The sequence below is a fragment of the Streptomyces sp. NPDC005303 genome, from assembly GCF_040607335.1.
GTDB lineage: Bacteria > Actinomycetota > Actinomycetes > Streptomycetales > Streptomycetaceae > Streptomyces.
This window is the reverse complement of sequence record NZ_JBEXGM010000020.1, coordinates 120780-135260: the sequence shown is the minus strand read 5'-3', so window position 1 is coordinate 135260 and position 14481 is coordinate 120780. Positions and strand designations below refer to the sequence as shown.

At 72.5% G+C, this 14481-nt stretch carries 13 protein-coding genes; 11 read left to right on the top strand and 2 right to left on the bottom strand.

Annotated elements, in window-relative coordinates; all coding sequences use genetic code 11:
• The first annotated feature begins 82 nt into the window (after positions 1–82).
• Positions 83–1600 carry a 3-hydroxyacyl-CoA dehydrogenase gene (locus ABZT93_RS26015; RefSeq protein WP_356108811.1) on the top strand — a complete coding sequence of 506 codons (1518 nt, stop codon included), beginning with the start codon at positions 83–85 and terminating at the stop codon, positions 1598–1600.
• On the top strand, positions 1597–2187 hold the full coding sequence (locus tag ABZT93_RS26010; RefSeq protein ID WP_356108808.1) for a TetR/AcrR family transcriptional regulator: 591 nt from the start codon (positions 1597–1599) through the stop codon (positions 2185–2187). The genes ABZT93_RS26015 and ABZT93_RS26010 overlap by 4 nt, the downstream gene beginning before the upstream one ends.
• A gap of 2 nt (positions 2188–2189) precedes the next feature.
• On the opposite strand, the gene ABZT93_RS26005 is transcribed toward ABZT93_RS26010, so the two are convergent.
• Complete coding sequence (locus ABZT93_RS26005) at positions 2190–2675, bottom strand: Lrp/AsnC family transcriptional regulator (protein ID WP_356108891.1); 486 nt, start codon at positions 2673–2675, stop codon at positions 2190–2192.
• A gap of 189 nt (positions 2676–2864) precedes the next feature.
• Between ABZT93_RS26005 and pdhA the strand changes: the two genes are divergently transcribed.
• The 7 genes from pdhA to ABZT93_RS25970 all read left to right on the top strand — a co-directional run bounded on the left by pdhA (position 2865) and on the right by ABZT93_RS25970 (position 11045).
• A complete protein-coding gene (gene pdhA, locus ABZT93_RS26000) occupies positions 2865–4010 on the top strand; it encodes a pyruvate dehydrogenase (acetyl-transferring) E1 component subunit alpha (protein ID WP_356108806.1) in 1146 nt (381 codons plus the stop codon).
• Positions 4007–5011: an alpha-ketoacid dehydrogenase subunit beta gene (locus ABZT93_RS25995; RefSeq protein ID WP_356108803.1), complete on the top strand. Its 1005-nt coding sequence runs from the start codon at positions 4007–4009 to the stop codon at positions 5009–5011. The genes pdhA and ABZT93_RS25995 overlap by 4 nt, the downstream gene beginning before the upstream one ends.
• Positions 5011–6345 (top strand): dihydrolipoamide acetyltransferase family protein, encoded by a 1335-nt coding sequence (locus ABZT93_RS25990; RefSeq protein WP_356108800.1) that lies wholly within the window; start codon positions 5011–5013, stop codon positions 6343–6345. The genes ABZT93_RS25995 and ABZT93_RS25990 overlap by 1 nt, the downstream gene beginning before the upstream one ends.
• A gap of 211 nt (positions 6346–6556) precedes the next feature.
• Entirely contained in the window at positions 6557–7486 is a 930-nt protein-coding gene (locus ABZT93_RS25985) for an NTP transferase domain-containing protein (RefSeq protein ID WP_356108798.1), read from the top strand.
• Positions 7483–8877, top strand: a complete 1395-nt coding sequence (locus tag ABZT93_RS25980; RefSeq protein WP_356108795.1) for a molybdopterin molybdotransferase MoeA — start codon at positions 7483–7485, stop codon at positions 8875–8877. The genes ABZT93_RS25985 and ABZT93_RS25980 overlap by 4 nt, the downstream gene beginning before the upstream one ends.
• Positions 8865–9980: a potassium channel family protein gene (locus ABZT93_RS25975; protein ID WP_356108791.1), complete on the top strand. Its 1116-nt coding sequence runs from the start codon at positions 8865–8867 to the stop codon at positions 9978–9980. The genes ABZT93_RS25980 and ABZT93_RS25975 overlap by 13 nt, the downstream gene beginning before the upstream one ends.
• Before the next feature lie 84 nt (positions 9981–10064).
• Complete coding sequence (locus ABZT93_RS25970; RefSeq protein WP_356108788.1) at positions 10065–11045, top strand: NAD(P)H-quinone oxidoreductase; 981 nt, start codon at positions 10065–10067, stop codon at positions 11043–11045.
• A 16-nt stretch (positions 11046–11061) separates the two neighbouring features.
• Here the strand turns inward: ABZT93_RS25970 and ABZT93_RS25965 are convergent, their stop codons facing one another.
• Positions 11062–11805: a hypothetical protein gene (locus ABZT93_RS25965; RefSeq protein ID WP_356108786.1), complete on the bottom strand. Its 744-nt coding sequence runs from the start codon at positions 11803–11805 to the stop codon at positions 11062–11064.
• A 135-nt stretch (positions 11806–11940) separates the two neighbouring features.
• Here ABZT93_RS25965 and ABZT93_RS25960 point away from each other — a divergent pair, with 135 nt between their 5' ends.
• Together ABZT93_RS25960 and ABZT93_RS25955 are read left to right on the top strand one after the other, a co-directional pair.
• On the top strand, positions 11941–12483 hold the full coding sequence (locus ABZT93_RS25960; protein WP_356108783.1) for a bacterial proteasome activator family protein: 543 nt from the start codon (positions 11941–11943) through the stop codon (positions 12481–12483).
• Positions 12484–12872: 389 nt separating this feature from the next.
• Positions 12873–14441: a protein kinase gene (locus tag ABZT93_RS25955; protein ID WP_356108780.1), complete on the top strand. Its 1569-nt coding sequence runs from the start codon at positions 12873–12875 to the stop codon at positions 14439–14441.
• Positions 14442–14481 lie beyond the last annotated feature (40 nt).

The window sequence follows — 14481 nt, the reverse complement described above, 5'->3', positions numbered from 1 at the left end:
AGAGTTAGAGTAACCGAACGATCGGTCGGGACAAGGGGGTCCGCCGCATCTGTGGAAAACCCCGTGCGGGAGGATCGCGCACATGACAGGACTCGACCTCAGCAGCCCCGTGGCCGTCGTCGGCACCGGCACCATGGGCCAGGGCATCGCCCAGGTCGCGCTGGTCGCCGGGCACGCCGTGCTGCTGTACGACGCCGCCCCCGGCCGTGCCCGGGAGGCGGCCGACGCGATCGGGGCCCGCCTCGACCGGCTCGTCGAGAAGGACCGGCTCACCGCCGCCGACCGGGACGCCGCGCGCTCCCGTCTCGTGGCTGCCGAGCAGCTCACCGACCTCGCGGACTGCACGCTGGTCGTCGAGGCCGTTCTGGAGCGGCTGGACGTCAAGCAACAGCTCTTCAGGGAGCTGGAGGACATCGTGGGCGAGGACTCTCTGCTCGCCACCAACACCTCCTCCCTGTCGGTGACCGCCATCGCCGGCGCCCTGCGCCACCCGGGCCGCTTCGTGGGCCTGCACTTCTTCAACCCCGCGCCGCTGCTGCCGCTGGTCGAGGTCGTCTCCGGGTTCGCCACGGACGTCTCGTCGGCCACACGCGCGTACGAGACGGCCCGCGCGTGGGGCAAGACGCCGGTGGCCTGCGCCGACACTCCGGGCTTCATCGTCAACCGCATCGCGCGGCCCTTCTACGCCGAGGCGTTCGCGGTCCACGAGGCCCAGGGCGCCGAGCCCGCCACCATCGACGCGGTCCTGCGCGAGTGCGGCGGCTTCAAGATGGGCGCGTTCGAGCTGACCGACCTGATCGGCCAGGACGTCAACGAGTCCGTGACGCACTCCGTATGGCAGGCCTTCTTCCAGGACGTGCGCTTCACACCCTCGCTGGCCCAGCAGCGCCTGGTGGAGTCGGGTCGGCTCGGCCGCAAGAGCGGGCGGGGCTGGTACGACTACACGGACGGCGCCGAGCGCGACGAGCCACACACCGCGGAGCGGGCCCAGGCACCCGCGTACGTCGTCGTCGAGGGCGATCTGGGCCCCGCGTCCGAGCTGCTCGCGCTGATCCGCGAGGCGGGCATCCAGGTCCGCGAGGACGAGGAGGACCACGGCACCCGTCTCGTCCTGCCGAGCGGCGGGCAGCTCGCGCTCGCCGACGGGCAGACCTCGGTGGAGTTCCGCGACGTCGTCTACTTCGACCTCGCCCTCGACTACCGCAAGGCCACGCGCATCGCGCTGTCCGCCTCCCAGGACACCTCGCAGCAGACACTCGCCGAGGCCACCGGGCTCTTCCAGGCGCTCGGCAAGGACGTCAGCGTCATCGGGGACGTGCCCGGCATGATCGTCGCCCGTACGGTCGCCCGGATCGTCGACCTGGCGCACGACGCCGTCGCCAAGGGCGTGGCCACCAAGGAGGACATCGACACCGCCATGCGGCTCGGTGTGAACTACCCGCTGGGCCCCTTCGAGTGGAGCCGCAGGCTCGGCCGCAACTGGGCCTACGCCCTCCTCGACGACCTGCACCTGCGCGACCCGTCCGGACGGTACGCGCCCTCGCTCGCGCTGTACCGGCACGCATACGCCTCCGACAAGCGGGAGGGCAGCACCTCATGACGACCGCCAAGCGCGACACGTACACCCCGGAGACGCTGCTGTCCGTCGCCGTCCAGATCTTCAACGAGCGCGGCTACGACGGCACCTCCATGGAGCACCTCTCGAAGGCCGCCGGCATCTCCAAGTCGTCGATCTACCACCACGTGTCCGGCAAGGAGGAGCTCCTGCGCCGGGCCGTCAGCCGGGCCCTGGACGGTCTCTTCGGGATCCTCGGCGAGGAGCACGCGCGCGTGGGCCGTGCCTCCGGCCGCCTGGAGTACGTCGTGCGGCGCATGGTGGAGGTGCTGATCGCCGAGCTGCCGTACGTGACCCTGCTGCTGCGGGTGCGCGGCAACACGGACACCGAGCGGTGGGCCCTGGAGCGCCGCCGCGACTTCGACCACCGGGTCGCCGAACTCCTGAAAGCGGCGGCCGCGGACGGTGACGTACGCGGGGACGTGGAGGTGCGCCTCGCGACCCGCCTGGTCTTCGGAATGATCAACTCCATCGTGGAGTGGTACCGCCCGGACGGCCGGGGCATGAACGAACGCGAAGTGGCGGACGCGGTGGCGCAGTTGATCTTCGGGGGACTGCGCAAGGCGTCCTGAACTCAGCCCTGCGGCTCCAGGTCCTCCTCCTCGAAGACCAGGAGGGTGCGCGTGCTGAGCACCTCCGGGATGGCCTGGAGGCGGGTGAGGACCAGTTCGCGCAGGGATCTGTTGTCCGGGGTGTGGACGAGCAGCAGTACGTCGAAATCCCCGCCGACCAGCGCGATGTGCGAAGCCCCGGGCAGCTGTCTGAGCTGTTCGCGGACGGTGCGCCAGGAGTTCTGGACGATCTTCAGCGTGATGTACGCCGAGGTGCCCTGGCCGGCGCGCTCGTGGTTGACGCGGGCGCCGAAGCCGCGGATGACGCCGTCCTCGACGAGACGGTTGATGCGTGCGTAGGCGTTGGCGCGCGAGACATGCACCCGTTCGGCGACCGACCTTATCGATGCGCGTCCGTCCACCTGGAGCATCTGGAGGATGTCCTGATCGATGGCGTCGAGCGGACGCGGGGGCGAAAGCGGGAGGCCGCCCTCCGCGCCTTCGGCCATTTGTTCAGGTGCCATGTCCCCCCGCCTCCCTGTCATGGACGTAGTGCGTTCATTGGAGGCTGTGGAGAACCGTTTGTCCACAGCCTGAGGGGGCCGGTAGCCAAAATGTGCCGACGACCGAACAATCGGTAGGTGAGGCGCCTCACATCCGTGGTGCGCCACCAGCCGCTCCCACGAGGAGGTGCCGTCATGACGGTCATGGAGCAGCGTGGCGCGTATCGGCCGTCGCCGCCGCCCGCCTGGCAGCCCCGCACGGACCCCGCGCCCCTGCTGCCGGACGCGCAACCCCATCGCGTCCTCGGCACCGACGCCGCCGCTCAGGCCGACCCGGCCCTGCTGCGCCGGCTGTACGCCGAGCTGGTGCGCGGCCGCCGCTACAACACCCAGGCCACCGCCCTCACCAAGCAGGGCCGCCTCGCCGTCTACCCCTCCAGCACCGGCCAGGAGGCCTGCGAGGTCGCCGCCGCGCTGGCCCTCCAGGACCGCGACTGGCTCTTCCCGAGCTACCGCGACACCCTCGCCGCCGTCGCCCGGGGCCTCGACCCCGTCCAGGCGCTGACCCTCCTGCGCGGCGACTGGCACACCGGCTACGACCCGCGCGAGCACCGCGTGGCCCCCCTGTGCACCCCCCTCGCCACCCAACTCCCGCACGCCGTCGGCCTCGCGCACGCCGCCCGTCTCAAGGGCGACGACGTGGTCGCGCTCGCCATGGTCGGCGACGGCGGCACCAGCGAGGGCGACTTCCACGAGGCGCTGAACTTCGCCGCCGTCTGGCAGGCTCCGGTCGTGTTCCTGGTCCAGAACAACGGCTTCGCGATCTCCGTCCCGCTCGCCAAGCAGACCGCTGCCCCCTCGCTGGCCCACAAGGCCGTCGGCTACGGCATGCCCGGGCGTCTGGTCGACGGCAACGACGCGGCCGCCGTGCACGAGGTCCTCAGCACCGCCGTACGGCACGCGCGTGCGGGCGGCGGCCCCACCCTGGTGGAGGCGATCACCTACCGGATGGACGCCCACACCAACGCCGACGACGCGACCCGCTACCGCGGCGACGCCGAGGTCGAGACCTGGCGCGGACACGACCCGATCGCCCTCCTTGAGCACGAACTGACCGAGCGCGGACTGATCGACGAGGCCGGTATCGAGGCCGTGCGCCAGGACGCCGAGGAGTTCGCGGCCGGGCTGCGCGAGCGCATGAACCAGGACCCGGTCCTCGACCCCATGGACCTGTTCGCGCATGTCTACGCCGAGCCCACCCCGCAACTGCGCGAGCAGCAGGCCCAGTTGCGCGCCGAACTCGAAGCCGAGCACGACTCCCACGGGGGTACGCACCGATGACCACCGTCGCCCTCAAGCCGGCCACCATGGCACAGGCCCTCACGCGCGCGCTGCGCGACGCGATGGCGGCCGACCCCACCGTGCACGTCATGGGCGAGGACGTCGGCACCCTCGGCGGTGTCTTCCGGGTCACCGACGGACTGGCCAAGGAGTTCGGCGAGGACCGCTGCACCGACACCCCGCTCGCCGAGGCGGGCATCCTCGGCACGGCCGTCGGCATGGCGATGTACGGGCTGCGGCCGGTGGTGGAGATGCAGTTCGACGCCTTCGCCTATCCGGCGTTCGAGCAGCTGATCAGCCATGTGGCGAAGATGCGCAACCGCACGCGCGGGGCGATGCCGCTCCCGATCACCATCCGGGTGCCCTACGGCGGTGGCATCGGCGGGGTCGAGCACCACAGCGACGCCTCCGAGGCCTACTACATGGCGACGCCGGGGCTCCATGTCGTCACGCCCGCGACCGTCGCCGATGCCTACGGACTGCTGCGTGCCGCCATCGCCTCCGACGACCCCGTGGTCGTCCTGGAGCCGAAGCGGCTGTACTGGTCGAAGGACTCCTGGAACCCGGACGACCCGCGGACCGTTGAACCGATAGGCCGCGCGGTGGTGCGGCGCCCCGGCCGGAGCGCCACACTCATCACGTACGGGCCGTCCGTACCCGTGTGCCTCGAAGCCGCCGAGGCCGCGCGGGAGGAGGGGTGGGACCTCGAAGTCGTCGACCTGCGCTCACTGGTGCCGTTCGACGACGACACGGTCTCGGCCTCCGTACGGCGGACCGGACGGGCGGTCGTCGTGCACGAGTCGGGCGGGTTCGGCGGACCGGGTGGGGAGATCGCGGCCCGGATCACGGAGCGCTGCTTCCACCATCTGGAGGCGCCGGTGCTGCGCGTGGCCGGGTTCGACATCCCGTATCCGCCGCCGATGCTGGAGCGTCATCACCTGCCCGGCGTGGACCGGATCCTGGACGCCGTCGGGCGTCTTCAGTGGGAGGCGGAGAACTGATGGCGCAGGTCCTGGAGTTCAGGCTGCCGGATCTCGGCGAGGGCCTGACCGAGGCGGAGATCGTCCGCTGGCTGGTGGAGGTCGGCGACGTCGTCGAGGTCGACCAGCCGGTCGTCGAGGTCGAGACGGCCAAGGCGATGGTCGACGTCCCCTGCCCCTACGCCGGTGTCGTCACGGCCCGCTTCGGCGAGGAGGGCAGTGAACTCCCGGTGGGCTCACCGCTGATCACGGTCGCGGTGGGGGCGCCGGCGTCCGACCCCGACGCGGGGACCGAGGGCTCGGGGAACGTCCTTGTCGGGTACGGCACCTCGGAGGCACCGGCGCGCAGGCGCAGGGTGCGGCGGGAGCAGCAGGTTCCCGTGCCGGTCAACGGCCGGTCGGCATCCGTCGAGGTGGTCGAGGGGCCCGTCCCCGTGATCTCCCCGCTGGTCCGCCGCCTCGCCCGCGAGAACGGCCTCGACCTCAGGGAGCTCACCGGCTCCGGACCCGACGGACTGATTCTGCGGGCCGACGTCGAGTACGCCCTGCGTGCCGCCGCCTCACCCGGGCGCCAGGCGACGGCACCGGCCCCCGCACCGGCACCGGCACCGACCCTCGCCCCGGCAACCCCGGGGGCGGCCCCGGCAACCCCGGCGACGCCCCCGGCAGGGACCCGTATTCCCCTCAAGGGCGTGCGGGGCGCGGTAGCCGACAAACTGTCCCGCAGCCGGAGCGAGATCCCCGACGCCACCTGTTGGGTGGACGCGGACGCGACGGAACTCATGCGCGCGCGTGCCGCGATGAACACGGCCGGCGGCCCGAAGATCTCCCTGCTCGCGCTGCTCGCCCGCATCTGCACCGCCGCCCTCGCCCGGTTCCCCGAGCTCAACTCCACCGTGGACATGGCGGCCAGGGAGATCGTGCGACTGGACGCCGTGCACCTGGGGTTCGCAGCGCAGACCGAACGCGGACTGGTCGTGCCGGTGGTGAAGGGCGCCCACGCGCGGGACGCCGAGTCGCTGTCCGCGGAGTTCGCCCGGCTGACCGAGGCGGCCCGCACCGGCACCCTCACCCCCGCCGAACTCACGGGTGGCACCTTCACGTTGAACAACTACGGCGTGTTCGGGGTCGACGGCTCCACGCCGATCATCAACCACCCCGAGGCGGCCATGCTCGGCGTCGGCCGCATCGTCCCCAAGCCATGGGTGCACGAGGGTGAGCTGGCGGTGCGCCAGGTCGTCCAGCTCTCGCTCACCTTCGACCACCGGGTGTGCGACGGCGGCACCGCGGGAGGCTTCCTGCGGTACGTGGCGGACTGCGTGGAACAGCCGGCGGTCCTCCTGCGCACCCTGTGACCGCACCACCCGCACCACCCGCACCACCCGCACCACCCGCACCACCCACCCGCACCACCCGCACCACGCCCACCCGGCGATCACGGCGCCGCGCCCGCACCCGGCGATCCCGGCGCCGCCCCCGCACACCGAGATCACCCACCGGGCGCCCGCCGCGATCCCGGCGCCGCCGCACGTTCCCTGTGATCGTGAGGGCACGCATACTCAGGGGGTGACCTCGTACGAGTCCTCGCGTGCCCCGGGCGCCGACCCCCTGTACGACGTGGTCGTGCTCGCCGGGGGCGCTGCCCGGCGGCTCGGCGGCGCGGACAAGCCCGGTGTGCGGGTGGGCGGACGCGCCCTGCTCGACCGTGTCCTCGCCGCCTGCGCCGACGCGGGCACCACCGTCGTCGTCGCCGACCCCCGCCCCACCACCCGGCCGGTGACCTGGGCCCGTGAGGACCCGCCCGGCGGTGGCCCGCTGGCCGCCCTGGACGCCGGTCTGCGGCACACCACGGCGCGGTACGTCCTGGTGCTCTCCGCCGATCTGCCGTTCCTCCAGGAAGGCACCGCACGACTGCTGCTGACCCTCCTGCGCACGGGCGGCGCCGACGGTGTGCTGCTCACCGACGCCGACGGCCGCGACCAGCCGCTGGTGGCCGCGTACCGCACCCCCTCGCTGCGCCACGAACTCGCCGCACTCACGAAGGAGCACGGCGCTCTCACCGGTCTGCCGCTGCGCCGGCTGACCGCCACGCTCGACCTCACCCGCGTCCCCGACCCCGTCGCGTCCTTCGACTGCGACACCTGGGACGACATCGCCTCCGCCAGGGCACGCATCAGGGAGCATGGGCACGTGTTGGATGAATGGATTTCCGCAGTCAAGGACGAGCTGGGCATCGACCTCGACGTCGACACCGGCGTGCTGCTCGACCTCGCCCGTGACGCCGCGCACGGCGTGGCCAGGCCCGCGGCACCGCTGACCACCTTCCTCGTCGGCTATGCCGCCGCACAGGCGGGCGGCGGTCCCGAGGCGGTAGCCGAGGCCTCCCGCAAGGCCGCGGCCCTGGCCGTGCGCTGGGCGGACGAGGCCGAGAAGGCCGACGGGCACCCGGCCGACCCGCCCGACGGGACTCCCGACACCCGCCCGGACGCCGGATGACCGCCCGGTCCGTGCGCACCGACGGCCCCGCCGGCCCCGCCGAAGACGCCGACGATCTCGACGTCGAGGAGGCGCTGGCCCTGGTGAGAGAAGACAACGGCACCACACCCCCCGGGGGCCGTCGCACTCCCGCGCCCCCGTCCCAGGGCTCCGGCCCGGCAGCCGAGCAGCACGCCCACCACAGGGCGACCCCCTGGCCCGAGGCCCGCGCCACCGCCGCCCGGGCCGCCCGCGCGGTCACCCGCAGCGCCCGCCGCGCCCCCGTCTCCGTGCGGCTCGGCGACGCCCTCGGCCTCACCCTGGCCGCCCCGCTCGACGCCCTCACCGACCTGCCCTCCTTCGACACCTCGGCCATGGACGGCTGGGCGGTCGCGGGACCCGGCCCCTGGACCGTGCGAGACGAGGGCGTGCTGGCCGGACACGCCGAGCCCGCGCCTCTCACCGACGGCGAGGCGGTCCGGATCGCCACCGGCGCACGCGTTCCCCCGGACACCACCGCCGTCCTGCGCAGCGAGCACGGGCAGACCGACGAGAAGGGCCGGCTGCACGCCGGCCGGGAAGTCGTGCACGGCCAGGACATCCGCCCGCGCGGACAGGAGTGCCGCACCGGCGATCAGCTCCTGCCGCCCGGCACCCTCGTCACCCCGGCCGTCCTCGGCCTCGCCGCGGCCGCCGGGTACGACACCCTCACCGCCGTCCCCCGCCCCCGCGTCGAGGTCCTCGTCCTCGGCGACGAGTTGCTCACCGAGGGGACTCCCCGTGACGGCCTGATCCGGGACGCGCTCGGGCCGATGCTCCCGCCTTGGCTGCGCGCGCTCGGCGCCGAGGTCACCGCCGTACGCCGGGTCCGTGACTCCGCCAAGGCCCTGCACAAGGCGGTCACCGGCTCGGACGCCGACGTGATCGTCACGACGGGCGGCACCGCGGCAGGACCCGTCGACCACGTCCACCCCGTCCTGGACCGTATCGGCGCCGAGCTCCTGGTCGACGGGGTCAAGGTGCGCCCCGGCCACCCCATGCTGCTGGCCCGCACCAAGGAGAACCAGCACCTTGTCGGCCTGCCGGGCAACCCCTTGGCCGCCGTCTCCGGCCTGCTCACGCTCGCCGAACCGCTGCTGCGCACCCTGGCCGCCCGCCCCGCCCCGGAGCCGTACACACTGCCCCTGAGCAACGAGGCGCACGGCCACCCGTACGACACCCGGCTCGTCCCGGTCGTCCTGCGCGGTGACAGCGCGGTCCCGCTGCACTACAACGGCCCGGCCATGCTGCGTGGGATCGCTGCCGCCGACGCCCTCGCCGTCGTACCGCCCGGGGGTGCCCGGCCGGGGCAGGAGGCGGAACTGCTCGATCTGCCCTGGGCGTCCGCCGGAATCGGGGTGTGTTTCACGTGAAACTTCCGGGCCATGACGCGATCGCCCGCCAGGCGGACGAGCATCTCGTGACCCACAAGGTGAAGCTCCCGCGCAAGATCGTGGAGCACCCCTTCCGACAGGTCGCCAAGCGGGTGCTGATGGCCCTGCTGGTCCTCACGGCGACGGCGCTGATCGTCTATGTCGACCGCGAGGGATACAACGACAACTCGGACCGGTCCGTCGACTTCCTCGACGCCTGGTACTACGCGACCGTCACCCTCTCCACCACTGGGTACGGCGACATCACCCCGGTCAGCGATGCCGCCCGGCTCACCAACATCTTCGTCATCACGCCCCTGCGTGTGCTGTTTCTGATCATTCTGGTCGGCACCACGCTGGAGGTCCTCACCGAGCGCACCCGCGAGGAGTGGCGACTCAACCGCTGGAGGTCCACCTTGCGCGACCACACCGTCGTCGTCGGCTTCGGTACCAAGGGCCGTTCGGCGATCCAGACCGTGTGTGCGACGGGTCTGAAGAAGGAGCAGGTCGTCGTGGTCGACCCCAGCAGCAAGGTGATCGACGCCGCCACGGCCGAGGGCTATGCGGGGGTCATAGGGGACGCCACGCGCAGCGAGGTGCTCAAGCAGGCCGAGGTGCACAGGGCCCGGAAGATCATCATCGCCACCCAGCGTGACGACACCGCCGTCCTGGTGACGCTGACGGCCCGGCAGCTCAACAAGGCCGCGAAGATCGTGGCGGCGGTACGCGAGGAGGAGAACGCGCCGCTGCTCAAACAGTCCGGCGCGGACGCCGTCATCACCAGCGCCAGCGCGGCCGGCCGGCTGCTCGGTCTGTCGGTGCTGAGCCCCGCGGCCGGCATGGTGATGGAGGACCTCATCCAGCAGGGCAGCGGGCTCGACATCATCGAGAGGCCCGTCATAAAGGCCGAGGTGGGCAGAAAGCCGCGGGAGACGGACGACCTGGTGGTCAGCGTCCTGCGCGGACACCGGGTGCTCGGATACGACGATCCGGCCGTCGGGACACTGGAGCTGACGGACCGGCTGATCACGATCGTGCGGGTGACACCGGGCAGCCAGGTCGCACCCGACGCCCGCCCGCTGCCCCCGATGCCTCCGACGTGATCACTTGCGGTCGTGGAGCCGCGTGCTCGGCCCACGGCAGCGGTCCGAACGGGCAGTGGTGCCGCGAGGAGTAGCGTCGGCCTCATGCATGCGATCACGATTCCCGAACCCGGTGGGCCCGAGGCGTTGGTCTGGAGCGAAGTGCCGGATGCCGTCGCCGGCGAGGGCGAGGTGCTGGTAGAGGTGGTGGCCGGCGCCGTCAACCGCGCCGACATCCTGCAACGGCAGGGCTTCTACAACCCCCCGCCCGGCGCCTCCCCCTACCCCGGCCTGGAATGCTCCGGACGGATCGCCGCGATCGGCCCCGGTGTCTCCGGCTGGGCCGTCGGCGACGAGGTCTGCGCGCTGCTCTCGGGCGGCGGATACGCCGAGAAGGTCGCCGTGCCGGCCGACCAGCTGCTGCCCGTCCCCAAGGGCGTCGATCTCAAGCGGGCGGCCGCACTGCCCGAGGTGGTCTGCACGGTCTGGTCGAACGTCTTCATGGTCGCCCACTTGCGCCCCGGCGAGACCCTGCTGGTGCACGGCGGCTCCAGCGGCATCGGCACGATGGCGATCCAGCTCGCCAAGGCCGTCGGCGCCAAGGTCGCGGTGACCGCGGGCACCCCGGAGAAGCTGGACCGCTGCGCCGAACTCGGCGCGGACATCCTGATCAACTACCGGGAGCAGGACTTCGTCGAGGAGGTCGGGAAGGCCACCGACGGGGCGGGCGCCGACGTCATCCTCGACAACATGGGCGCGAAGTACCTCGACCGCAACGTCAACGCCCTCGCCGTCAACGGACGTCTCGCGATCATCGGCATGCAGGGCGGCGTCAAGGGCGAGCTGAACATCGCCACGCTGCTGGGCAAGCGCGCCGCGATCAGCGCGACCTCGCTGCGAGCGCGGCCACCGGCCGAGAAGACGGCGATCGTGGCGGCCGTACGCGAGCATGTGTGGCCCCTGCTGGACGCCGGGCACATCCGTCCCGTCGTCGACCGCGAGCTCCCGATGAGCGACGCGGCGGCCGCGCACCGGGTCGTCGAGGAGAGCGGCCACGTCGGCAAGGTCCTGCTGGTCACCTCGTAGGCGTTCCGGTACGGCCCTACCCGCGCCGCACTCGCAGCGCGAACAGTCCGAGCCCGAGCCCCAGGCCGACCAGCACCAGCCCGGTGCCGAGCGGCAGGATGAACACCTTGGACCCGGCTACGGGCCGCTCCGCGGCGCGTGACGGTCGCGCGACGGCACTCTGCGGGGGCGGCTCCGACACGGCGGTGAGGTCACCGTCCCCGGAGCCGGTCCCCCCGGAGTCCGTACCGTCGACGTCCTGGTCCTCGGCCGCGGGGTCCTCTCGCCGCCCCGGCCGCTCCCGCCCTTCACCCGCGCGACTTCCGGCACGGGAGGGAGTGGCGGCCGAGGGGGAGGGCGCGAGGGAGGCCGAGGGCGAGGCACGCTCCGGGCCGTGGCCGCGCGGGGGACCCGGGGAGACGGCGGACGGGGAGACGGGGTGCCGCGGCCTGCGTGTCGTCACCGGCTTCGAGGGGGTGGAGGGGGAGGCCGGCCTGCCCGGGTCGGCGTGCGGTGGGAGGCCGGTGGCGTACGGCCGGGTGGCCTGCGGCGGCGTCTCGTGGGCCGGTACCGAGCCCGGCGACCGTGTGGCGGATGCCGGTGTGCTCGCCGCCCCGCGCGGAGGTCCGTGAAGGGGAACCGGGTCCGCTGCCCGTCGGTCGGGCGCGCCGGCCGACAGTGGCGGCGGCTCGGCGCCGTACGCCCGGCCGGCCTGCGGCAGAACCGCCGCGCTCGCGCCCACCAGGATCGCCAGTACTGTCGCGCGTAGCCAGGGAGTCACGGGACAAGAGTGGCATTTCGGAATGAGACCGGCATTCCGGGTGGATCCATGGGGGCGATCTGCTCCGGGAACGGTGGATCAGCACTCGGTGGGGGCACCTCGGTGGTGAGGTGTCGGGTGCGAGAGAATGGCGGCATGGAGATGCCGAGGAACGAAGGTTCGCCGGAAAGCCCCCAGATCCTGGTCGTGGGCCAGGACGGGATGGCACTGGGCGGCGGGGGTGACGACGACTCCCGCGAGGTCCCGGTCACGGAGATGGTCGAGCAGCCCGCGAAGGTCATGCGGATCGGCAGCATGATCAAGCAGCTGCTCGAAGAGGTGCGCGCGGCTCCCCTCGACGACGCCAGCCGTGCCAGGCTCAAGGAGATCCACCACAGCTCGGTGAAGGAGCTGGAGGACGGGCTCGCCCCCGAGCTCGTGGAGGAGCTGGAGCGGCTCTCCCTGCCCTTCAACGAGGACGCGACCCCGAGCGACGCGGAACTGCGTATCGCGCAGGCCCAGTTGGTGGGCTGGCTGGAGGGTCTGTTCCACGGGATCCAGACCACCCTGTTCGCCCAGCAGATGGCCGCGCGTGCCCAGCTGGAGCAGATGCGCCGCGCGCTCCCGCCGGGCGTCGGCGGTCACGAGGACGGCGGTGACCCGCGCGCGGGCGGCCGCACGGGCGGACCGTACCTGTAGCCCCCCGACCGAGAGGGCCCGGCAGCCGACGCTGCCGGGCCCTTCATGTCGCCCGTGCCGTGCCACCTGGGCCATGTCACCTGTGGGAAACGCTCGTTAGGGTTCTTGTTCGTGAGTTTGGCCACGGAGTCCTGCCGCGTCGGCCCGTCGGAAGTGGTGCCCGTTCCGTGACCGTACGCGAAAGAAAGGTCGCGCAGGCGTTACAGGTGCCGCACCGCCGGTACACAGGATTTGCATGCCGAGACGTAGTACAGGTTTGATGGCCGGTCCGTCTCGGACCGGTCCCCGGGCTCATCCCGCACCGGCGGCTTGCGCGAAGGCTGTAGCGTGGCCGACGGAGACCGTAACAACACCGCGCGCACCGCGGGCAGAAACGACGGCGAGGACCGATGGCACAGCAGCAGCGCGCTCAGGGCCCGTCCGACCCCGAGGCGACTGGCGGCGGAATGTCAGATGCGCCGGAGCTGTGGGGTAACGGCGGACTGGTGGGGGACGGCCGATATCGGCTGACCCACAGACTCGGCCGGGGCGGTATGGCCGAGGTGTTCGCGGCCGAGGACGTACGGCTCGGCCGCACCGTGGCGGTCAAGCTGCTCCGGGCCGACCTCGCCGAGGACCCGACCTCCAAGGCCCGCTTCACCCGCGAGGCCCAGTCCGTGGCCGGCCTCAACCACCACGCGATCGTCGCCGTGTACGACTCCGGCGAGGACTTCGTGGGCGGCCAGTCGGTGCCGTACATCGTCATGGAGATCGTCGAGGGGCGGACGATCCGGGATCTGCTGCTCAACGCCGAGGCACCCGGGCCCGAGCAGGCCCTGATCATCGTCTCCGGGGTCCTGGAGGCGCTCGCCTACTCGCACCAGCACGGGATCGTGCACCGCGACATCAAGCCCGCCAACGTGATCATCACGCACAACGGCGCGGTCAAGGTGATGGACTTCGGCATCGCCCGCGCCCTGCACGGTGCGTCCACGACGATGACGCAGACCGGCATGGTCATGGGCACCCCTCAGTACCTCTCCCCGGAGCAGGCCCTGGGCAAGGCGGTCGACCACCGCTCCGACCTGTACGCGACGGGCTGTCTCCTCTACGAACTTCTCGCGCTGCGGCCGCCGTTCACCGGCGAGACCCCGCTGTCCGTCGTCTACCAGCACGTCCAGGACATCCCGACGCCCCCGTCGCAGGTCTCCGACTCCGTCCCGCCGGAGCTCGACGGGCTGGTCATGCGCTCGCTCGCCAAGGAGCCGGACGACCGCTTCCAGACGGCCGAGGAGATGCGCGGGCTCGTCCAGTACGGCCTGCAGATGCTGTACGACCAGGGCGGCCACACCGGCACCTGGAACACCGGCCCGGTGACCGCGCACGACGGCCGCGGCGCCGCCGCCGCGGGGTTCGCGAGCACCAGCGTCCTCCCGCACCCCGGCGCCGCCGCCGGCACCACCCAGATCCCGCAGCAGGTCCTGCCCTCCGGATACGGCGGCGGGGACGACGGCGGCTTCGAGGGGCACGGCAACCGGGGCAGCGGCCGCGGCAAGCTGTGGATCCTCGCCGTCCTCGCGGTGATCGCCGTCGCGGCGGGCGTCGCCCTGGCGCTCAACGGCGGCGGCGGTGGCGGGGGCGGTGGCGGCACCGGCAGTTCCGTGTCGCCGACCACCTCGCAGACCACCGACGACCAGACGCCCAGCGAGACGCCGAGCGACGAGGCGACGAGCGAGGAGACCGACACGTCCACGGACGACAACGGCAGCTCGGGCGGCTCCGGCTACACGCCGTCCTGGACACCGTCGTACACGCCCTCCTACACGCCTTCGCCCTCGGCCACGCAGCCGTCCGAGACGGCGACGGAGCCGTCCGACACGGCAGAGCCGACGGACTCGGCGGCGCCCACGGAATCGGCGGACCCGACCGGGGGCCTGGTCGCGGGTTCGGACAGCGGCGGCGGAGAAGGCGACTCCTGAAGCGACCGCAAACCTTCACGCGCGCGTGGCCCCGAGAACG